Origin of the sequence: Cryptosporangium minutisporangium (genome assembly GCF_039536245.1) — a bacterium.
Taxonomy (GTDB): domain Bacteria; phylum Actinomycetota; class Actinomycetes; order Mycobacteriales; family Cryptosporangiaceae; genus Cryptosporangium; species Cryptosporangium minutisporangium.
The window spans coordinates 74,708-93,804 of sequence record NZ_BAAAYN010000064.1 but is presented as its reverse complement, the minus strand read 5'-3'; the positions used below and the strand labels follow the sequence as shown (position 1 = coordinate 93,804).

Sequence of the window (19,097 nt, the reverse complement as noted above, 5' to 3'; positions counted from 1 at the left end):
CCGTGGAGGCGGATTCGGCGTAGATCAGCGCGTGACGGAGTCAGCCGCAGGCTCAGGCGCGGGCGCACCCGCCGGCGCGGACGCGCCCCCCGGTGGCGCGGGCGGACCCGCCGACGCGGACGCACCCGCCGGCGCGGACGCGCCCCCCGGTGGCGCGGGCGGACCCGCCGACGCGGACGCACCCGCCGGCGCGGACGCGCCCGACGCGTCCGGCGCACCGGTAGCGGCCGGCGGACCGGCCGGCGACGGCACCGGTGGGGTGGCGCCACCGGACGGCGCCGAGGGTGGGAACTTCGCCGCCTGCGCGGCGGGGCCCAGCACTATCCAGGCCTCGGCAGCGAGCAAGAAGATCCAGAACGTGCCGCCGACGCCGCCGAGCAACCAGTCCGCCCACGGGATCGTGGCCAGCGACGCCACCACGGTGATCGTGAACCACGCCGGCACGCCGCGCCGCACCGCCCGCCAGAGCAGCAGCCCGAGCCCGAACAGGAACGCGACGCATCCGAGGATCCCGGCCCGACGCAGCGCGCCGATCGCCGAGTTGTCGGTGGTCAGCTCCGGCCGCTCCCCTTCCGCCCCGGTGTCTTCCCGGACCACCGCGCCGCGCGGATCGGAGTTGTTGCCGAACACCTTCGCGACGATGGCGTCGGACTCGAACTCGTCGATGACCTGCTTCCAGGTGTCGAACCGGCCGCTGGTGATGTCCGCGGTCTCGTCCTCGGTGGTAGGCGTCGTCACCGTGTTCTGGTAGCGGCTCTGGAACAGCGAGGACACCCCGCCCATCCCGATGAACACCATGCCCACCAGCACGAACGGCAGCACGGCCGCGAGCGCCGCTCGGCGCAGCGAGGGGTAGGTCGGCAGCCCGTCGTCCGGAACCACGGCGCCGCGGCGGGCCCACCACTGCTTCCGGGCCACGACCAGCAGGTGCACACCCGCCGCGCAGGCCAGGAAGAGCCACGCGGTGCGGGAGTTCGTCAACAGGATGACCAGACCGGTCAGCCCGAGGGCAGCGCCACGCTGCCAGCGGACGAACGACCGGTCGGGGGCGATCCGCAGCGAGATCAGGACGCCGATCAGCGCCAGCGAGTTCGGGTGGTACAGCAGACCGGGGCCGCCCCAAAAACGGCCGTTCATCCGGGCGCCCCAGGCTCCCTCCGGCACCGCGTGGACGTCGTCCAGGATGTTGCCGGAGCCGACCAGGAACAGCGCGGAGATCGCGAACAGGAACGCGGCGATGACACCCACCGACGGGTCCCGGCCGGTGCGGCGCAGCGCCACCACGATGCCGAGCGCGGCCACTGCCGAGACGCCGAAGTAGGCGACCCGCTGCCCACCGACCGTCAGGTTCGCGGTCAGGATCGCCGAGATGATGCCGAGCGGCCAGTACGCCAGGCCGAGCCAGGCGGCGCCGAGGCGTGGGAGCCGGACCGCGTCCCGGAACCACGGGAACGTCCAGAGCAGAAGGAGGAGTGCGCCGAGCGCGTACACCGACCAGGTCACCGCGCGGGTCGTGGTCCAGGTCCACGACATCATTCCGCAGAAGACCACGAATCCACCGACCGCCAGGCCGGACCAGGTGACGCCACGCAGCGACAGCGCGAAGCCGGCCACGGCGACCGCCAGCGCGGCGCCGATCGCGGCCCGTGTTCCGTTGGCGGCGTTCTCGGTGGCGGCCTCCACCAACCAGGCGATCGCCACGACGGCTGCGCCGATCAAGACGAAACGGCTATGCCGTGCCGTCCACCGATCTGGGTCGAGAAAGGGCCCACCGGACCCAAGACGCTGGGCAAGAGGGCTGACGCGCTTTTCGATCGCCACGGCTGTGCTGAGTCCTCCGGTCGCTGTGCGCAGCGTCGCTGCCTGGTGCTCCGCTGGATGGCCGCGCTGTTGCCCCTCAGCGCGCCCTCACAGTGGACTCGACACCCGCGCTGCCCCGACGTGCAGCCGCGCCCGAGCGCGCCGGTCGGCAGCTGGGCACCGATTCCGCTGATTCTCGCATTGGTTCCTCAGAGCCACGGACGGTACTCGCCAGCGAGACGTTGTCTATCCCGTGTACTCCGAAGGGAAGAACGGAGAAACGTCGGTCAACGTTTCACGACGCGCCGATCGACCCGTGCGGCGATCAACTCCTCGTAGACGCCGAGCAGGGCCGCCGTCGTCACCGTCGTCGAAAACATCCGCTCGTATCGCCGGCGAGCCGCCGCCGCGAGGGCGGGCGCTTCGGAGACGACCCGCGGCAGGATCGCGGCGAGCGCCTCGGCGTCCGGCGGGACGGTCCAGCCGCCGGCGGGTGCGGCGTCCTCGCCCGGAGTTTCCGCCGCGTCGTCGCTCCCCACCAGGAACGGCAAGCCGCCCATCGCGGTGGCCAGCACCGGACGTCCGTTCGCCAGCGCCTCGACCACCACCATCGGGCAGACCTCGTCCCACGTCGACGGCGTCACCAGCGCCGCGGACTCGCGCATCGCGTCCTGTACCTCGGCGTGGGTACGCCGTCCCAGCAGCTCGATGTCGCGGCGCCCGGCGGCTGCGGCGGTCACCTCCGCGTGCAGCGGCCCGTCCCCGATCAGCCGCAGCGTGCCCAGCGACCCCTCGGGGTGCCGCTGCCACGCGTCGACCAGAAGATCGAGACCCTTCTCGGCGGAGAAGCGGCCCACGAACAGCAACCCACGACCGACCTGGTCGTGCCGACCCGGGTCGGGGACCCCGTTGGGCTTGACCGTGATCTGCGCGTCGGTGACGCCGAACGACCGGAGGTGCTCGGCGATCGCGGGGGTGAGCGCCAGATACCGGTCCACCGAGTGCCACGTGCCGCGGTGCACGGTGAGCGTCGTCGCCATCAACGCGCTCTGCGCCTTCGAGCCGCGGTAGCACGAGTGCTGGACGGCCGGGTACGGGTAGGCCTTACCCAGGCAGTCGTGGCACGAGTGCCCGTCGCGGAAGTACAGGCCGTTCGCGCAGACCTGCCGGAAGTTGTGCACCGTATGGACGACCGGCACACCGTGGGCGTGCGCGGTCCGGATCACCCACGGGGACAGCAGCGGGTACGGATTGTGCAGGTGGAGCACGTCCGGACGCTCGGACTCCAGCAGCGCCGCGAGCTCGCGCTGAGCCCGCCGCGCGTAGATCGGCGAGATCGGGAGCAGAGCCTTCTGCGGCTTGGACAGCTCCGCGATCTCGTCGGAACTGCGCTGGAACGGCAGTACGGTGACGCCGGCCTCGGCGAGCAGCCGCGACTCCAGGTCGACGACCGTGTTCTCACCCGAGGGGTTAGCCGAGACATAGCGGTTGTGCGCCAGCACGATCTTCACAAGCTGGTTCCCCACAGGTGTGCGGCCACATGGATGGATACGCTGGCGCCAGACGTTACTACTCCGTCGATGATGCTCGCGTTCGAGGAGACGACCACCCGTGGCCACCACGCCCTTCCACCACCCTGTCCCTCGGGACGCCCGGGTCTACATCGCGGGCCACGGCGGGCTCGTCGGTTCGGCCATCTGGCGCCACTTCGAGTCGGTGGGCTTCACCAACCTCGTCGGACGCCGCTCCAAGGAGCTGGACCTGCGCGACCGGGAGTCGGTGCGCGCGTTCTTCGACGAGGCCCGGCCCGACTACGTGATCGACGCCGCCGCCAAGGTCGGCGGCATCTTCGCGAACTCGACGTACCCGGCGGAGTTCCTCTCCGACAACCTGCGCATCCAGACGAACCTGCTCGACGCGGCGCACGAGTTCGGCGTCGAGCGGTTCCTGTTCCTCGGCTCCTCCTGCATCTACCCGAAGTTCGCGCCGCAGCCGATCCGCGAGGACTCGCTGCTCACCGGCCCGCTGGAGGAGACGAACGACGCGTACGCGATCGCGAAGATCGCCGGGGTCATGCAGGTGCAGGCGATCCGGCGGCAGTACGGCCGGAGCTACATCTCGGCGATGCCGACGAACCTCTACGGACCCGGTGACAACTTCGAGATCCCGGGTGCGCACGTGATGCCGATGGTGATGCGGCGGATGCACGAGGCCGTCGCGGCCGGCGATCGGGAGTTCACGATCTACGGCACCGGTACGCCGCGCCGCGAGTTCCTGCACACCGACGACCTGGCGGCCGCCTGCCTGGTCCTGCTGGAGCGCTACGACGACCCGGCACCGATCAACATCGGCGTCGGCGAGGACGTCACGATCGACGAGCTGGTCCGGATGATCGCGGAGGTCGTCGGCTACGACGGCGAGTTCGTGCACGACACCTCGAAGCCGGACGGTACGCCGCGCAAGGTGCTGGACGTCTCCCGGATCAAGGCGCTCGGCTGGGAGCCCACTGTGGAGCTCCGCGACGGCATCGCGTCGGTCTACCGGTGGTTCCTCGAGCACCAGTCGACCTTCCGTCGTTAACTGCCCTATCTACGCCTGCCGGGCGCGCGCCGGTTGCTTCCGCATCCGGCGCGCGGCTCGGCCCACCGAGTCGTCCCGCCGGCCCGTGCGTGGTTGCTGACCCACCCTCCGGTTGCTGGGGGTGTGCAGCCGCGCGGCCCCGCCCCGGCTGCTGCTTTAGGTCCGGGCTGGGGCTACAACTAAGCTTCCGCGCTATGAGCACGTCTACGCGGCCGGGCACGTTCGTGTGCTGCGGCGTCCGCATCGAAGCACTCACCCGTGACCCGGCGGCGGCGCTGGTCGTCGACTCCCACTACGGGCAGGCGCGCCGCACCCACCTGTGCAACGCGTACACGCTCTCGCTCGCGGTCCGCGATCCGGAGTACCGTGCGCTGCTCAACGCCAGCGACATCAACTTCGCGGACGGCCACTACGTGGCGATGGTCGGGCGGCGGCGGGGGCACCCGGACATGGCCGCGCGGGTCTACGGGCCCGACCTGATGGCCGACACCATCGACCAGGGCCGTGCCCGCGGGCTGAAGCACTACCTGTACGGCGCGTCGCCGACGACCGTGGCCACGCTGGCGGAGAAGCTCGGCGAGCGGTTCCCGGGTGCGGAGTTCGTGGGTGTCGAGTCCCCGCCGTTCCGCGACCTGACCGCCGACGAGGCCGACGAGTTGGTCGCACGGGTCGCGGCCGCCAAGCCCGACGTGTTCTGGGTGGGTCTCGGGACGCCACGCCAGGACCTGTTCGTGGCGGAGTACACCGCGCGGCTGAACTGCACGGTCGTGCCGGTCGGTGCGGCGTTCGACTTCCACGCGGGCAACAAACCGTCGGCGCCGGAGTTCCTGCAGCGGCACGGCATGGAGTGGGCGTACCGGCTGGCGACCGAGCCGCGCCGCCTGTGGAAGCGTTACCTCGTCGGCAACCCGGTGTTCATCTACGGCGCCCTGACCGACCGCTGGCGCAAGCAGGCCTGAGACGCCGCCCGCCCAGCCCGCTCCGCAAGGGCGCGCGGGGCGGGCGAGGACCCGTTTTCGGGAAGAGCACCTCTCAGGGCGCACCGTGACGTGGTTTTCGGAAAAGCCACCCGCACGCGCCGCCTGCCCGCGCATGACGAAGCGCCCGCCCCGAATCGGACGGGCGCTTCTGGTGTCAGTGCTCGCCGGCGCGGTGGCCGGCGGAGATCACTTGACCGAGACGGTGGCGCCAGCGGCCTCGAGCTGGGCCTTCGCCTTGTCCGCGGTCTCCTTGTTGGCCTTCTCCAGGACCGGCTTCGGCGCGCCGTCGACCAGGTCCTTGGCCTCCTTCAGGCCGAGGTTGGTGAGGGCACGCACCTCCTTGATGACCTGGATCTTCTTGTCGCCGGCGCCCTCGAGAATGACGTCGAACTCGTCCTTCTCCTCGGGGGCCTCAGCGGCAGCGCCGGGGCCGGCCGGGCCGGAAACGGCGACGGCAGCCGGAGCGGCAGCCTTGACGTCGAAGGTGTCCTCGAAGAGCTTCACGAACTCGGAGAGCTCGATCAGCGTCATCTCCTTGAACGCGTCGAGCAGCTCGTCGGTGCTGAGCTTCGCCATAGCAGGCGTGTCCTTTCAGTGGGGTGCCGGGGGGTGTCACCCCAGCGCGGTATTGGTTGCGGCGAGGCCGATCAGCCCCTACGCGGGGACGATCAGGCTTCCGCGGAAGCCTCAGCGGCCGGAGCGTCGGCGCCGTTGTCGGCGGCCGCAGCGTCGGTGCCACTGTCGGCGGCCGGAGCGTCGGCGCCGTTGTCGGCGGCCGCAGCGTCGGTGCCACTGTCGGCGGCCGGAGCGTCGGCGCCGTTGTCGGCGGCCGCAGCGTCGGTGCCACTGTCGGCGGCCGGAGCGTCGGCGCCGCCCTCGGCGGCCTTCTTCTCCTGCAGCGCCTGGGCGAGCCGGGCGAGCTGGGTCGGCAGCGCGTTGAACGTCGCGGCAGCCTGCGCCATCTTGGCCTGCATGGCACCAGCGAGCTTCGCGAGCAGAACCTCGCGCGACTCCAGGTCGGCCAGCTTGGTGATGTCCTCGGCGCTCAGCTTGCGACCGTCGAGCACACCACCCTTGACCACCAGCAGCGGGTTGGCCTTGGCGAAGTCGCGCAGGCCCTTGGCGGCCTCGACCGGGTCACCCTTGACGAATGCGATCGCGGTCGGACCGGTCAGCAGCTCGTCGAGGTCGGTGATACCAGCGTCGCGCGCGGCGATCTTGGCCAGCGTGTTCTTCGTCACGGCGTAGGTCGTCTCGCGACCGAGCGAACGACGCAGCGTCGTCAGCTGCGCCATCGTCAGTCCGCGGTACTCGGTGAGCACCGCCGCCGCCGAGTCGCGGAAACCACCGGTCAGCTCAGCCACTGCGGCCGCCTTGTCGGGGCGGGCCTGAGTGTCAGCCATGGGCCTCCTCTCTCGTAACTCGGGCTGGTCGTGCCCGCCTGAAACGAGAGACGCCCCGGCGCAGGGCGCACGGGGCAGCACACAGGATTTTCACGCAGCGCCTCAACACTCGAGGCAGGCGTGGGAACCTACGGCGACCGTCCGGCCTGCGCGGGTCGCCCGCGTCAGCGGGACCTTCGGCCGTGCCGGCTCGGAACGAACACAGCACAGCGACCAGCGGTCTTCGGTGGATGTCATCGACCAGCGTACCTCACGCTCGGCGATCCCCCGAATCGGAAACCGGCGGCGACGCCGAGGGCCGCGCAACCCGGCCCTGGGCGGGCGGAGAGGGGGCATCGTCCGACTCTGTCGGCGAAGCCCCCTCCGGCTCGGCCCGCCCTTCGAAGAGAAAACTATCAGTCCAGCGCGCAATGGCAGTGTGCGCACAGCACAATGCCCCCATTCTTCCCCCAACAACGACGAACGAGGCGGCCCCCGTCGGGAGCCGCCTCGTCGTGATGCGGAATGCGGTGCGGAACGTCAGGCCGTGGCGGCCGCGTCCTCTTCGAGGAGGTTACGCGCCCGGTTCGGGTCGACCGGGATGCCCGGACCCATCGTGGTCGTGAACGTGATCTTCCGGAGGAACTTGCCCTTCGCGGCGCTCGGCTTCGCCCGGTTGATCTCCTCGAGCGCGGCCGCGTAGTTCTCAACCAGCTTCGTGTCGTCGAAGCTCGCCTTGCCGATGACGAGGTGCAGGTTGGCCTGCTTGTCGACGCGGAAGTTGATCTTTCCGCCCTTGATCTCGTTCACAGCCTTGGTGACGTCCGGCGTGACCGTACCGGTCTTCGGGTTCGGCATCAGACCGCGCGGGCCCAGGATCCGCGCGATCTTGCCAACCTTGGACATCTGGTCCGGGGTCGCGATGGCGGCGTCGAAGTCGAGCCACCCGCCCTGGATCCGCTCGATCAGGTCGTCGGAGCCCACCGCGTCGGCACCGGCGGCCTCGGCCTGCGCGGCCTTGTCGCCGACCGCGAACACGATGACCCGAGCGGTCTTGCCCGTGCCGTGCGGCAGGTTGACCGTGCCACGCACCATCTGGTCGGCCTTACGAGGGTCGACGCCGAGCCGGATCGCAACCTCGACGGTCGCGTCGTACTTGGTGGTGCTGGTGGACTTGGCCAGCCGCGCTGCCTCGAGCGGGCTGTAGAGCTTCGACTTGTCGACGGTCTCCGCCGCCGCGCGGTAAGCCTTGCTGCGCTTCATTACGTCTCCTGAGTCTGTGGAGTTCGTGGTTGATGAGCCGCGCCCGGCTCTCCCACGATTTCTCATCTGTCGCCCGCTGATGCGGGGTGGTTCTGACGGTCACCGCCCGAGTGGGAGCAGCGGCCGGATCCAGGTCTCCGCTCGCAAGGCCGCAGCCTGCGACGGTTGCTCTGCAACCGAGTGGGCGAAAACGCCGCGAGCGGGAAGCTGGGCCGGGCGATGCGGGCCCGAGGCAATCAGTCCTGGACGGTGATGCCCATCGAACGCGCCGTGCCGGCGATGATCTTCTCGGCCTGATCGATGTCGATCGCGTTCAGGTCGACCATCTTGGTCTCGGCGATCTGCCGGACCTGGTCCCGCGTCACGGTCGCGACCTTGGTCTTGTGCGGCTCGCCCGAACCCTTCGGCACACCGGCGGCCTTGAGCAGCAGACGCGCGGCCGGCGGGGTCTTGGTGACGAACGTGAACGAGCGGTCCTCGTAGACCGAGATCTCAACGGGGACGATGTCGCCCCGCTGCGACTCGGTGGCCGCGTTGTAGGCCTTGCAGAACTCCATGATGTTCACGCCGTGCTGACCCAGCGCGGGGCCGACCGGCGGGGCAGGCGTCGCGGCGCCGGCCTTGATCTGGAGCTTGATGATCGCTGAGAGCTTCTTCTTCTTGGGAGGCATCTTCCTGGGCTTCCTGGGCGTACTGCAGTTCCCCCGGTCTCTCCGGGAGTCCTTGCCGGCAACAACCGGGCACCGTCAATGATGCCCGGCCGAGAACCGGCGACGCCGACCCTGGTCGGTCGGCGCCGTGGCTAAATCTTGGAGACCTGGTTGAAGTTGAGTTCTACCGGGGTCTCGCGGCCGAAGATCGAGACGAGCACCTTGAGCTTCTGCGCGTCCGGGTTGATCTCGCTGATCGAGGCGGGCAGCGTGGCGAACGCGCCCTCGGTGACGGTGACCGAGTCGCCGACCTCGAAGTCGACGACCTTCACCGGCGCCTTGACCTCCTTCTGGACGGTCGGCGCGAGGATCTTGACGACCTCTTCGAGGCTCAGCGGGCTCGGGCGGTCGGCACGCGAGGTGGCCCCGACGAAGCCGGTGACGCCCGGCGTGTTCCGCACCGCGGACCAGGACTCCGGCGTCAGCTCCATCCGGACCATCAAGTAGCCCGGGAAGACCTTCGACTGGACCTGCTGCCGCTTGCCGTTCTTGACCTCGGTGACCTCTTGCGTCGGCACCTCGATCTGGAAGATGTAGTCCTCGACGTTCAGCGAGGTGATGCGGCTCTCGAGGTTGGTCTTGACCTTGTTCTCGTAGCCGGCGTAGGAGTGCACGACATACCACTCACCGGGAGCCATCCGGAGGGCGCGACGCAGCTCCTCGACCGGGTCTTCCTCTTCGACGGTGACGGCCTCGGGGGCCGGAGTCGGAGCCTGGAGCGCCTCGACGTCGGCCGACGCCTCGTCGTCATCGGTCAGGGCGGCGGTCTCGCCTCCCTCGGGAAGGCGGAAATCCTCGTCGTACTCGGGCACGCGATGGCTCTTCTCTGTCTGTGGGTTTTAGTCCATTGTTCCGCACGCGGACGCGGCACGAGGCCAACCCGCGGTGCGGGCCGGCCTCGGGGCCTAACTAGGAGTCGCCGTTCGCCCCGAACGCCCACATCACGATCTTGGCGACGCCGGCGTCGAGGCCCCACACGATCGCGGTCATGATCGTCACGAACACGATGACCACGGACGTGTAGGTGATCAGCTCCTTGCGGGTGGGCCAGATCACCTTGCGCAGCTCTGCGACGACCTCGCGGATGAACCGGATCAGCCGGGAGATCGGGTTGGGCCGACGCTCCTTGGTGCCCTTGCGGGGCCCCTTGTCGACCGGGCCCTTGCCGCCGCCCTTGGGCAGCTTGGGCGAACCGTCGGTCTTCGCGGCGACGCTAGCTGCAGACCGCTCCGCGGCTTGGGCGCTGCCCTTGCTCTCGGCCACCGGACTGCCTTCCGTCGTCGGTCGTTCTTTCGGCGGGGGCTAAGTGGCGGTGTCCTTGCTCTCGGACTCCGCCTACTCTGCCTTCCGTCGTCGGTCGTTCTTCGGGCGGGCGGCTGAGTGGACTCTGCCCGCTCAGCCTTCCGTCGTCGTGCTCTTAACTCACCGGCCGAGGCCTGAGTTCCCCTCGTCGGTCGAGGTCGGTGCAGGGGTGACAGGACTTGAACCTGCAGCCTGCGGTTTTGGAGACCGCTGCTCTGCCAATTGAGCTACACCCCTTCGCATCGCTGCGGGTGCAGCGGCGCGCTTGCAACATACTTCCCTGAGAGCGAGCGCGACGACAACCCGCCGTCCGACCAGGGGTGGCGGGTCGGGCGTCGACACGCCCCAGAGCGATGAGTGTACGGGGTCCGCTACGAATCTCCCAAACCGGCGCGGGGCCCACTCGGCCCGGACCGGCGGGTGGTCGGCGCCGGGCGGCGACTATAGGCGCGCGTACGTCCGGGCGGGTCTGCCAGCATGGAACCCATGACCGCAGCAGACACCACGCCGGCCCGCCGTATATCGACTCGAGTGGGCGCCATCGCCGAATCCGCCACGCTCGCCGTTGATGCCAAGGCCAAGGCGCTGAAGGCGGCCGGGCGCCCGGTGATCGGCTTCGGCGCGGGCGAGCCCGACTTCCCCACCCCGGACTACGTCGTCCAGGCGGCGATCGCCGCCTGCAGCGAGCCGAAGAACCACCGGTACACCCCCGCGGCCGGCTTGCCGGAGCTCAAGGCCGCGATCGCGGAGAAGACCCTGCGCGACACCGGCGTCGAGGTCGCCGCGAACCAGGTTCTCGTCACGAACGGCGGCAAGCAGGCCGTGTACGAGGCGTTCGCGACGCTGGTCGACGACGGCGACGAGGTCATCCTCCCGGCGCCGTACTGGACCACCTACCCCGAGGCGATCCGCCTGGCCGGCGGCGTCCCGGTCGACGTCGTCGCCGACGAGACCCAGGACTACCTGGTCACGGTCGAGCAGCTCGAAGCCGCCCGCACCGAGAAGACCAAGGCCCTGCTGTTCTGCTCCCCCTCCAACCCCACCGGCGGGGTGTACACCGCTGCCGAGGTCGAGGCGATCGGCCGCTGGGCGCTGGAGCACGGCATCTGGGTGATCACCGACGAGATCTACGAGCACTTGATCTACGGCGACGCCGAGTTCGTCTCGATCGTGAAGGCCGTTCCGGAGCTGGCGAACCAGACCGTCATCCTCAACGGCGTCGCGAAGACCTACGCGATGACCGGCTGGCGGGTCGGGTGGCTGATCGGCCCGACGGACGTCGTCAAGGCCGCCTCCAACCTGCAGTCGCACGCGACCTCGAACGTCTGCAACGTGGCGCAGCGCGCGGCGCTCGCGGCCGTCTCCGGTGACCTCTCCGCCGTCGACGAGATGAAGACCGCGTTCGACCGTCGCCGGCAGACGATCGTCCGGATGCTCAACGAGATCGACGGCGTCTACTGCCCGGAGCCCAAGGGCGCGTTCTACGCCTACCCGTCGGTCAAGGGCCTCATCGGCAAGGAGCTCCGCGGCGTCACGATCGAATCGTCCGCCCAACTGGCCTCCGTGATCCTCGACGAGGCCGAGGTCGCGGTGGTTCCGGGCGAGGCGTTCGGCACCCCCGGCTACCTGCGGCTCTCGTACGCGCTCAGCGACGACGACATCGTCGAGGGCGTCAGCCGGATGCAGAAGCTGCTCGCCGAGGCGCACTGAATCCTTCCTCACGTCGGAGGGCCCGGTGCTCCAGCACCGGGCCCTCCGCCGTTCGTCGATGTTTACGCGTGCTCGCGCACCACCGCCGGACGGTGGCCGCCGCAGGTCAGACCGGAGCCGGCTCGGGCTCGCGGACGACCGGCTCGGGGGCGGCGGGCTCGGAGGCGGGCTCGGGAGCAACGGGCCCGGCGGCCGGGCGGCGCAGGCCGGGAACGAACGCGGCCGCGATCGCACCGGCCAGCACCACGCCGGCTCCCACCCACGTCGCGACGCTGGTGCCGTCCGAGTACGCCTGCGCCGACGCGTAGCCGCCCTGGTGCGAGAAGACCGCGGCGAGCACCGCCACCCCGAACACTCCCCCGACCTCGCGGATCGCGTTGTTGGTTCCGGACGCCACCCCGGTGTCGTTCGTCGGCACCGACCCGAGCACCACGTTCGCGATCGGGACGAAGAACAGCGCCATGCCGATTCCGGAGATCACGAACGCCGGCCACTGGCTGGCGTAGCTGGTGTCCGGCGACATCGTGCCGGCCAGCCAGGCGAGCCCGGCAGCCTGCAGCAGCAGACCGACGACGAGCAGCGGACGCCCACCGATCCGGTCGGACAGCGGGCCCGCCAAGGGCGCGACCAGCATCGGCATCGCGGTCCAGGGCAGCATCCGCAGACCCGCCTCGAACGGGCCGAAGCCCTGCACCGTCTGGAGGAACTGAGCGAGCAGGAAGATCGAGCCGAACATCCCGAAGCTGAACAGCATCGCGGCGACGTTGCTCGCCGCGAAGCCCCGGTTCCGGAACAACCTCAGCGGCAGCATCGGGTGGGCGGTGCGCGCCTCCCAGATGCCGAACGCCACCGTGAGGGCGACGCCCACGGCGAGCGACCCGAGGACCTCGGCGCTCCCCCAGCCCACGGCGTTGCCACGGACCAGGCCCCACACGATGCCGAACAACCCGGTGGTGATCAGCCCGAGGCCGGGGAGGTCGAGCCGCTGCGCGATGCCCCTGGCGGGCGCGAGGCGGGTCAGCGCGATCGGGAGCAGGATGAGCCCGACCGGAACGTTGAGCCAGAAGATCCACTGCCAGGCCCACCCGTCGACGATCGCACCGCCGACCAGCGGGCCGATCGCCACGCCGAGCCCGGAGACCGCTCCCCAGATTCCGAGCGCCGCACCGCGTCGCTCCGGCCGCACCGCCGCGGAGAGCATGGTCAGCGTCAGCGGCAGGATCATCGCGCCGCCGAGGCCCTGCACCGCGCGGGCGGCGATCAGCGTGCCGACGTCGGGCGCGAGGGCGGCCATCGCGGAGGCGATCGTGAAGATGCCGATGCCGAGGCCGAGGATCCGCCGCCTGCCGAAGCGCTCGCCCAGCGATGCGCCAGTGAGCAGGAGGACACCGAACGTCAGCGTGTAGGCGTTCACGGTCCATTCGAGGTCCGCGAGGTCGGCGTCGAGCGCGGTGCGGATCGCCGGGAGCGCGGTGGTCACGACCAGGTTGTCCAGCGACACCATGAACGCCGCCAGCGTCGTGACGAGGAACGTCCATCGGGTCGTCGAGGGTGGAGCGGCCATGGTTCTACTCCTAGGTAGTGATTGGTCAATAACTTCAAAGGTCCGAAAAAAGTCCCGGCGTCACCGGGACTTCGTCGTTAGGACTGCGGCGCGTCGTTGAACTGCAGCCCGCCGCGCATGTCGTCAGGGACGCACATCCGCGCCCACGGTGCGTCGTACGAGTCCAGGCTCATCGCCGTCACGACGTTCCAGAGCATGCCGTAGGCGAAGAACTGTCGCACCGTGTCGTCGGTGGCGCCGCCGATCCGCTGCACGGTCTCCCAGAGGCGGCCGTAGCCATCGCGCGCGGCCGCACGGATGTCCGGGTCGCCACAGCTCGCGTAGGCCTGCAGCTGGTGCATCAGCAGGTCACGGTCGCTGATCAGCTTGGTGTAGGCCTGGGCCATCGCGACCATCGCGTCCTCGCCGGCCAAGCCCTCCGCGGCGTCCTCGAACGCGTCGACGACCCGCTGGAAGCACAGGCCGACCGTGGCGACGAAGAGCGCCTTCTTGTTGGGGAACAGGCGGAAGAGGTAGGGCTGGCTGATGCCCGCCCGGTGGGCGATCGTTTCGGTACTGGTGCCGTCGAGCCCACCCCGGGCGAACTCGACCAGCGCAGCCCGGAGCACGATCTCGCGACGTTCGTCGGCGCTGAGGCGGGCTCCTGGGCTCATGGACCTAAGTTATTGACCAATCACTACTTAGTCAAGACCCTCGCGGAAGATGCAATGAACCGGCCTCCAAGGCGGGCTTGGAGGCCGGTTCGTTGTTGGGGGGTCAGGCGAGCTGCAGGACCGCCTTGGCCTTGCCCAGGACCTTGTCGGCACCGGAGCGGGCGGTGAGCTCTACCGCCACGCGCCGGTCGTCCAGCTTGTCGGTCACGACGCCGATGACCTCCAGCTCGGCACCCTTGTCGTCGTCGGGGACCACGACCGGCTTGGTGAACCGGACGCCGTACTCGACGACCGCGGCGGGGTCGCCCACCCACTCGGTGAGCACCCGGCTCGCCTCGGCCATCGTGAACATGCCGTGCGCGATGACGTTAGGCAGCCCGACGGCCGTGGCGACCCGCTCGTTCCAGTGGATGACGTTGAAGTCGCCGGAGGCGCCCGCGTACATCACCAGGTTCTGCCGCTGGACCGGGAACGTCTTCGCCGGCAGCGCGGTGCCGACCTCGACGTCGTCGTAGGAGACGGTGGCGGCCATCAGCTCTCCTTTTCGGGGGCGCGGGAGACGATCACCGAGTAGGCGGCGAGCACCTGCTCGCCGTCCTCGGTCGTGACGTCCGTGCGCATGTACAGGAAGATGCTGCCGGCACGGTTCTTCAGGTCCTCCACCGTCGTCTCGCAGACCAGACGGTCACCGGCGTGCACCGGGCGCTGGTAGACGAAGCGCTGTTCGCCGTGGACCACGCGGCTGTAGTCGATACCGAGCTCGGGGTCGAGGACCGCGGCGCCGGTCGAGCGCATCGTGAAGATGATCGGGAAGGTCGGCGGCGCGATGACGTCGGGGTGGCCGAGCTTCTGGGCCGCCGCCGCGTCGAGGTACGCGGGGTTGCGGTCGCCGATCGCCTCGGCGAACTCCCGGATCTTCTCCCGCCCGACTTCGTAAGGCGGGAGCTTCGGGTAGGTGCGCCCGATCGCGTCCGCAGCGCTCATCGGGCGCTCACCAGCGCTACGTCTGTCCGGTTGGCCACGGCGCCTCCTTGGGGTCGGGTTTCACCGCAACCTACCGGTAACCCTCACCGCCGCGGCCCGCCGCGAGCCAACGGAGGCGCACCCCACACCGCTGCTACCCGAGCAACACCTGAGAGTGGTGTGGGCACCCGCCCACACCACTCTCAGATGCCCTCCGGCACCAAAGCGAACGGCGCCGCCCGTAGGGGCGACGCCGTTCCGATGCGTGGTGCGAGCGACCGCTTAGCGGGTCTCGCGGTGCGGCTGGTGCTTACCACAGCCGACCCGGTGCAGAACTTCTTAGCGGGTCTCGCGGTGCGGCTGGTGCTTACCACAGCCGACCCGGTGCAGAACTTCTTAGCGGGTCTCGCGGTGCGGCTGGTGCTTTCCACAGTTGGGGCAGAACTTCTTCACCTCGAGGCGGTCGGGGTCGTTCCGCCGGTTCTTCTTGGTGATGTAGTTCCGGTTCTTGCACTCCACGCAAGCCATCGTGATCTTCGGACGGACGTCGGTGGCGGCCACGGAAGTGCCTCTTTCCTGCGGGATCGGGTCAGTACTCGATCGACTAGCTTACCTGGCGACGGGCGTAAAACCGAACCGGCCGACCAGGAGGCCGACCGGAGTGGGGGTAGCGGTGGCCGGACTTGAACCGGCGACACAGCGATTATGAGCCGCTTGCTCTGCCATCTGAGCTACACCGCCATTGGCAGCAGCATGCACTGCCGGGCAGACCGACCGAGGTCGGCATCGGAGCCCCCTTACGGAATCGAACCGTAGACCTTCTCCTTACCATGGAGACGCTCTGCCGACTGAGCTAAGGGGGCCTTGCGAGCCGCTGCAAAGGTTACACGGCCCGCCCCGCGGATGCGAAATCGGTATGGCCTATCGGCGCGAGGTCGGCGCGAAGACCGTGTTGACGTGTAGCTATCCGTGCTGCCCGACGACTCGCAACCGGCGCGTCGCCTCGTCCGGCGTGCCGTCGGCGCCCTCGGCCCCGTCCACCCCGGTTGCGCCGGCAGCTCCCGACGGTTCGCCGGTCGCCTCGGTCCGCGCGGCGACCCAGGACTCCAGCCGGTCCGGCGGCAACGGCCGGGCGAACAGGAAGCCCTGGGCGATGTCGCAGCCCATCTCCTCCAGGTGCGCCAGCGCCCGCTCGCTCTCCACTCCCTCGGCCACCACCGAGAGCCCCAGGTGCCGCCCGAGCCCGACGATCGACCGGACGATGCCGAGGTCCGCCTCGTCGGTGTTCATGCCGAGGACGAACGACCGGTCGATCTTGATCTCGTGGACCGGGATCGTCCGCAGGTAGCTGAACGCCGACGTCCCGACCCCGAAATCGTCGAGCGAGAGCCGGACGCCACGCTCGGCCAGCCGCCGCAGCGTCGCCAGCGGACGCTCGGCGTCGGTCAGCGCGCCGCCCTCGATGATCTCCAGCGTCAGCAGCTCTGGCGGGACCCCGGCCTCGGCGAGCAGCTGGTCGAGCTCGTCGGGGAAGTCCGGGTCCTGCAGCGTGCGGGCGGAGAGGTTGACCGAAACCCCGAGCGGACGCCCCAGGTCCTGCCAGCGCCGGCACTCGGCCAGCGCGTTGGTGAGCACCCACCGGGTGAGCGGGCCGATCAGACCGGTGTGCTCGGCGACCGGCACGAACTCGCCCGGCATCAACAGGCCCTGCTCGGGGTGGTTCCAGCGCACCAGGCACTCGACCCCGATCAGCTCCCTGGTCGCCAGGGCCACCTTGGGCTGGTAGTGCACGGTCAGCTCGTCCTGCTCGATCGCGCGCCGCAGCTCGGGCACCAATCCCAGGCGGTGGACGCTCCGCGACTCCATCGCGCCGCTGTAGACCGCCACACCTCGGGGTACGGCCTTCGCGGCGTCGGTCGCCGCGTCCACCCGGCGGAGCAGCGACTCGCTGTCGTCGGCGTGGTCGGGGAAGAGGACGACGCCCACCGCGGCACCGACCTCGATCGTGAAGTTCTCCAGCGGGAACGGCTCGATCGCCACCCGCCGCAGCTGGGTCGCGAGCGCCACCACGCAGTCGACGCCGGACGCGCGCAGCAGCACCGCGAACTCGTCCCCGCCGAGCCGGGCGACCAGCGCACCGTCGGGCGCGTGCTCACGCAGGCGGCGCCCTACCTCGGCCAAGAGCCGGTCACCCGCTTTGTGCCCCAGGGTTTCGTTGACGCCGCGCAACGCGTCGATGTCGAACTCGAGCAGCGCCACCACCTCGTCGGGCACCGGGTCGACCGCGATCGCGGCCTCCACCGCCTCGACCAGCCGACGCCGGTTCGGCAGCCCGGTCGTCGTGTCGTGGTAGGCGTCGTAGCGGAGACGCTCGACCAGCCGGGAGTTCTCCACCGCGACGGCGGCGTGCGCGGCGAGCGTCTCCAGCAGCCGGACGTCCGCGGCGCCGAACGTCGCCAAATCGTGCAAGCGGTCGGCCACCTCGAGGCAGCCGACGACCGCGGTACCGGAGCGCAGCGGGACCACGATGAGGTCCTTCACCTCGCGTCCGCGCAGCGCACGGCGCAGCCGCAGGTCGGCGTTGGCACCGCGCGGGCCGAGATGCACGGTGACGCCGGTGTCGAGCACCCGGCGACGGATCGGGTCCTCGCCCAACTGCTCGTCGATCAGCCCGGCCTGGTCGACCCGGGCGACCAGCGCGGTCTCCGGGTGGCGGCCGAGCGCGGGCATCCACAGCGTGGCCGACTCCGCGGAGAGCAGTTCCCGAACCCGGGTCAGCATCGTGTCGGCGAGGCTGTTCTCCTGCCGCGCCGTGCTCACCGCGCGGGTGAACGCGTACAGCTCCCCCAGGCTCTTGTGCTGGGCGAGGAACTGGGCGTACGCGCGGTAGCCCGCCACCAGCACCACCGCGAGCACGAGCAGCAGCACCAGCGCCAGCATGTTGACCTTGAGCACGATCAGCACGACCAGGCCGACGGTGGTGTTCAGCACGCCGACCGAGATCGACGCGATCACCAGTCGGGTCACCGCGACCGGTGCCGGGCGTCCCTCGTAGAGCGTGATCGCGGCCAGGATGCCGGCGAAGCTGACCAGGTCGGCCAGCCCGACCGCGAGCAGTACCGACACCCACAGCATCGGCTTGGTGGTGTCGAGCGGGCTCATGTACGCGAAGACCGCGACCGCCACGCCGGTCTCGGCGGCGGCCACCGTGGTGTTCGTGACGAATTTGTGGGGCGTGGTGCGGCGAACCGCATTGACCACGATCACGGCCGTCAACCGGCTGATCACCAGCGCGAGCGGCGACAGCCAGTAGAGGCCGAGGACGAGCGGGATCTCCGAGATCGAGAACGAATGGGTCTCGCGCCGGAGCTGGACGTGGAGCTGCGTCGCCTCGCCCACCAGGAACAACCCGATGAAGACGGGGATCAGCCAGGCCGGTGCGAGCCCCGTACCGGCGACCGTGATGGCGGCCTGGGTACCGGCGATGCCCACCGCGGCGGTCACGAGGACGAGCGGCCACAGTCGGGTCGGTACCCCGGCGATGCGCCGCCGCATCACACCGGCCACGCGCACCTCCCCGGCAGTATCCAGCCCGCCCATCCGGATGACACGAGCGCGGACGGCCCAGCTTCGGCGATCACATCATGCAGGACCAGCTGAGCGGTCTTCCCGGAAAGGTGCACAGATTCGGCGCAACGGTCAGGTCCAGCTGGACCCAATGGGCAGGCCGGTATCAACCGACCCGGAAACGGCGCCGGAGACCGATCCCGTGACCGCCTCGGGAACCCTACCGGTCGCCGCCCCGGTCACGGTCACGGTGACCCCGTCGGTGACCGACCGGCGCACGGTCCAGCTGCTCCCGGTCCCCGGCGTGCCCTCCGCGGGCTCGCCCTGCCCTTCGACGGTGCCGGTATTCGTTCCCGCCCCTGTCGTGCCGGCGTCTTCCACGGCTACGTGCCCGGTGGTGCTGGTGGCTCCGTACGCCGGAGCCCCGAACAGGCCGCCGGCAACCGCACCGATCAGCCCAACAGCGGCGATCAAGCCACCAGCCGCCCTACCGGCGGAATCTCCGCGCATCGCTCCCCCTCGCAGGTACTGCCCTACCGAACCGGACAACTGGTCCGATAGATCTCAATGCTCCCAATAATGGATTATCTCACGCTGAGGTCACAGAGGTACCACGGTGCGTA

General features: G+C 69.9%; 17 protein-coding genes, 3 tRNA genes and 1 pseudogene. 3 read left to right on the top strand and 18 right to left on the bottom strand.

Annotated elements, in window-relative coordinates; all coding sequences use genetic code 11:
* Positions 1 to 24: 24 nt before the first annotated feature.
* Together ABEB28_RS38760 and ABEB28_RS38755 are read right to left on the bottom strand one after the other, a co-directional pair.
* Complete coding sequence (locus ABEB28_RS38760; protein ID WP_345733288.1) at positions 25 to 1,719, bottom strand: O-antigen ligase family protein; 1,695 nt, start codon at positions 1,717 to 1,719, stop codon at positions 25 to 27.
* 368 nt (positions 1,720 to 2,087) lie between these two features.
* Positions 2,088 to 3,311 (bottom strand): glycosyltransferase family 4 protein, encoded by a 1,224-nt coding sequence (locus ABEB28_RS38755; protein ID WP_345733287.1) that lies wholly within the window; start codon positions 3,309 to 3,311, stop codon positions 2,088 to 2,090.
* Between the two features lie 100 nt (positions 3,312 to 3,411).
* On the opposite strand from ABEB28_RS38755, the gene ABEB28_RS38750 reads away from it, so the two are divergent.
* Together ABEB28_RS38750 and ABEB28_RS38745 are read left to right on the top strand one after the other, a co-directional pair.
* Positions 3,412 to 4,380 (top strand): GDP-L-fucose synthase family protein, encoded by a 969-nt coding sequence (locus tag ABEB28_RS38750; RefSeq protein ID WP_345733286.1) that lies wholly within the window; start codon positions 3,412 to 3,414, stop codon positions 4,378 to 4,380.
* A 194-nt stretch (positions 4,381 to 4,574) separates the two neighbouring features.
* On the top strand, positions 4,575 to 5,339 hold the full coding sequence (locus ABEB28_RS38745; RefSeq protein ID WP_345733285.1) for a WecB/TagA/CpsF family glycosyltransferase: 765 nt from the start codon (positions 4,575 to 4,577) through the stop codon (positions 5,337 to 5,339).
* Positions 5,340 to 5,546: 207 nt separating this feature from the next.
* On the opposite strand, the gene rplL is transcribed toward ABEB28_RS38745, so the two are convergent.
* From rplL to ABEB28_RS38710, 7 genes and pseudogenes are all read right to left on the bottom strand, one after another.
* Positions 5,547 to 5,936 carry a 50S ribosomal protein L7/L12 gene (gene rplL / locus ABEB28_RS38740; protein WP_345733284.1) on the bottom strand — a complete coding sequence of 130 codons (390 nt, stop codon included), beginning with the start codon at positions 5,934 to 5,936 and terminating at the stop codon, positions 5,547 to 5,549.
* A 287-nt stretch (positions 5,937 to 6,223) separates the two neighbouring features.
* A pseudogene (gene rplJ / locus ABEB28_RS38735) lies at positions 6,224 to 6,763 on the bottom strand (50S ribosomal protein L10); the annotation flags it as partial.
* A 519-nt stretch (positions 6,764 to 7,282) separates the two neighbouring features.
* A complete protein-coding gene (gene rplA / locus ABEB28_RS38730) occupies positions 7,283 to 8,005 on the bottom strand; it encodes a 50S ribosomal protein L1 (protein WP_345733283.1) in 723 nt (240 codons plus the stop codon).
* A gap of 236 nt (positions 8,006 to 8,241) precedes the next feature.
* The gene (rplK, locus tag ABEB28_RS38725; RefSeq protein ID WP_345733282.1) at positions 8,242 to 8,676 is read right to left on the bottom strand and encodes a 50S ribosomal protein L11; all 435 of its coding nucleotides are present in this window, start codon (positions 8,674 to 8,676) and stop codon (positions 8,242 to 8,244) included.
* 131 nt (positions 8,677 to 8,807) lie between these two features.
* Entirely contained in the window at positions 8,808 to 9,527 is a 720-nt protein-coding gene (gene nusG / locus ABEB28_RS38720; RefSeq protein WP_376980353.1) for a transcription termination/antitermination protein NusG, read from the bottom strand.
* 97 nt (positions 9,528 to 9,624) lie between these two features.
* Positions 9,625 to 9,978: a preprotein translocase subunit SecE gene (gene secE / locus ABEB28_RS38715; RefSeq protein ID WP_345733281.1), complete on the bottom strand. Its 354-nt coding sequence runs from the start codon at positions 9,976 to 9,978 to the stop codon at positions 9,625 to 9,627.
* Between the two features lie 203 nt (positions 9,979 to 10,181).
* A tRNA-Trp gene (locus tag ABEB28_RS38710) sits at positions 10,182 to 10,254 on the bottom strand.
* A 240-nt stretch (positions 10,255 to 10,494) separates the two neighbouring features.
* Between ABEB28_RS38710 and ABEB28_RS38705 the strand changes: the two genes are divergently transcribed.
* On the top strand, positions 10,495 to 11,727 hold the full coding sequence (locus tag ABEB28_RS38705; RefSeq protein WP_376980351.1) for a pyridoxal phosphate-dependent aminotransferase: 1,233 nt from the start codon (positions 10,495 to 10,497) through the stop codon (positions 11,725 to 11,727).
* Positions 11,728 to 11,833: 106 nt separating this feature from the next.
* Here ABEB28_RS38705 and ABEB28_RS38700 read toward each other — a convergent pair whose 3' ends face one another.
* From ABEB28_RS38700 to ABEB28_RS38660, 9 genes are all read right to left on the bottom strand, one after another.
* Positions 11,834 to 13,291 (bottom strand): MFS transporter, encoded by a 1,458-nt coding sequence (locus tag ABEB28_RS38700; RefSeq protein WP_345733279.1) that lies wholly within the window; start codon positions 13,289 to 13,291, stop codon positions 11,834 to 11,836.
* Between the two features lie 77 nt (positions 13,292 to 13,368).
* Positions 13,369 to 13,944 carry a TetR/AcrR family transcriptional regulator gene (locus ABEB28_RS38695; RefSeq protein WP_345733278.1) on the bottom strand — a complete coding sequence of 192 codons (576 nt, stop codon included), beginning with the start codon at positions 13,942 to 13,944 and terminating at the stop codon, positions 13,369 to 13,371.
* 103 nt (positions 13,945 to 14,047) lie between these two features.
* A complete protein-coding gene (locus ABEB28_RS38690; RefSeq protein ID WP_345733277.1) occupies positions 14,048 to 14,476 on the bottom strand; it encodes a MaoC family dehydratase in 429 nt (142 codons plus the stop codon).
* Complete coding sequence (locus ABEB28_RS38685; protein WP_345733276.1) at positions 14,476 to 14,928, bottom strand: MaoC family dehydratase N-terminal domain-containing protein; 453 nt, start codon at positions 14,926 to 14,928, stop codon at positions 14,476 to 14,478. The genes ABEB28_RS38690 and ABEB28_RS38685 overlap by 1 nt, the downstream gene beginning before the upstream one ends.
* Before the next feature lie 375 nt (positions 14,929 to 15,303).
* Positions 15,304 to 15,435 (bottom strand): 50S ribosomal protein L33, encoded by a 132-nt coding sequence (gene rpmG / locus ABEB28_RS38680; protein WP_240746576.1) that lies wholly within the window; start codon positions 15,433 to 15,435, stop codon positions 15,304 to 15,306.
* Between the two features lie 140 nt (positions 15,436 to 15,575).
* A tRNA-Met gene (locus ABEB28_RS38675) sits at positions 15,576 to 15,648 on the bottom strand.
* Positions 15,649 to 15,697: 49 nt separating this feature from the next.
* A tRNA-Thr gene (locus ABEB28_RS38670) sits at positions 15,698 to 15,770 on the bottom strand.
* A gap of 100 nt (positions 15,771 to 15,870) precedes the next feature.
* Complete coding sequence (locus ABEB28_RS38665) at positions 15,871 to 18,474, bottom strand: putative bifunctional diguanylate cyclase/phosphodiesterase (RefSeq protein ID WP_345733275.1); 2,604 nt, start codon at positions 18,472 to 18,474, stop codon at positions 15,871 to 15,873.
* A 132-nt stretch (positions 18,475 to 18,606) separates the two neighbouring features.
* Positions 18,607 to 18,984 (bottom strand): hypothetical protein, encoded by a 378-nt coding sequence (locus ABEB28_RS38660; RefSeq protein ID WP_345733274.1) that lies wholly within the window; start codon positions 18,982 to 18,984, stop codon positions 18,607 to 18,609.
* Between the last annotated feature and the right edge of the window lie 113 nt (positions 18,985 to 19,097).

Coding starts and splice junctions, on each gene's coding strand:
- ABEB28_RS38745 (WP_345733285.1), top strand. CDS start 4,575: ATGAGCACGTCTACGCGGCCGGGCACGTTCGTGTGCTGCGGCGTCCGC.
- rplL (WP_345733284.1), bottom strand. CDS start 5,936: ATGGCGAAGCTCAGCACCGACGAGCTGCTCGACGCGTTCAAGGAGATG.
- rplA (WP_345733283.1), bottom strand. CDS start 8,005: ATGAAGCGCAGCAAGGCTTACCGCGCGGCGGCGGAGACCGTCGACAAG.
- rplK (WP_345733282.1), bottom strand. CDS start 8,676: ATGCCTCCCAAGAAGAAGAAGCTCTCAGCGATCATCAAGCTCCAGATC.
- ABEB28_RS38705 (WP_376980351.1), top strand. CDS start 10,495: ATGGAACCCATGACCGCAGCAGACACCACGCCGGCCCGCCGTATATCG.
- ABEB28_RS38700 (WP_345733279.1), bottom strand. CDS start 13,291: ATGGCCGCTCCACCCTCGACGACCCGATGGACGTTCCTCGTCACGACG.
- ABEB28_RS38695 (WP_345733278.1), bottom strand. CDS start 13,944: ATGAGCCCAGGAGCCCGCCTCAGCGCCGACGAACGTCGCGAGATCGTG.
- ABEB28_RS38690 (WP_345733277.1), bottom strand. CDS start 14,476: ATGGCCGCCACCGTCTCCTACGACGACGTCGAGGTCGGCACCGCGCTG.
- ABEB28_RS38685 (WP_345733276.1), bottom strand. CDS start 14,928: ATGAGCGCTGCGGACGCGATCGGGCGCACCTACCCGAAGCTCCCGCCT.
- rpmG (WP_240746576.1), bottom strand. CDS start 15,435: ATGGCTTGCGTGGAGTGCAAGAACCGGAACTACATCACCAAGAAGAAC.
- ABEB28_RS38660 (WP_345733274.1), bottom strand. CDS start 18,984: ATGCGCGGAGATTCCGCCGGTAGGGCGGCTGGTGGCTTGATCGCCGCT.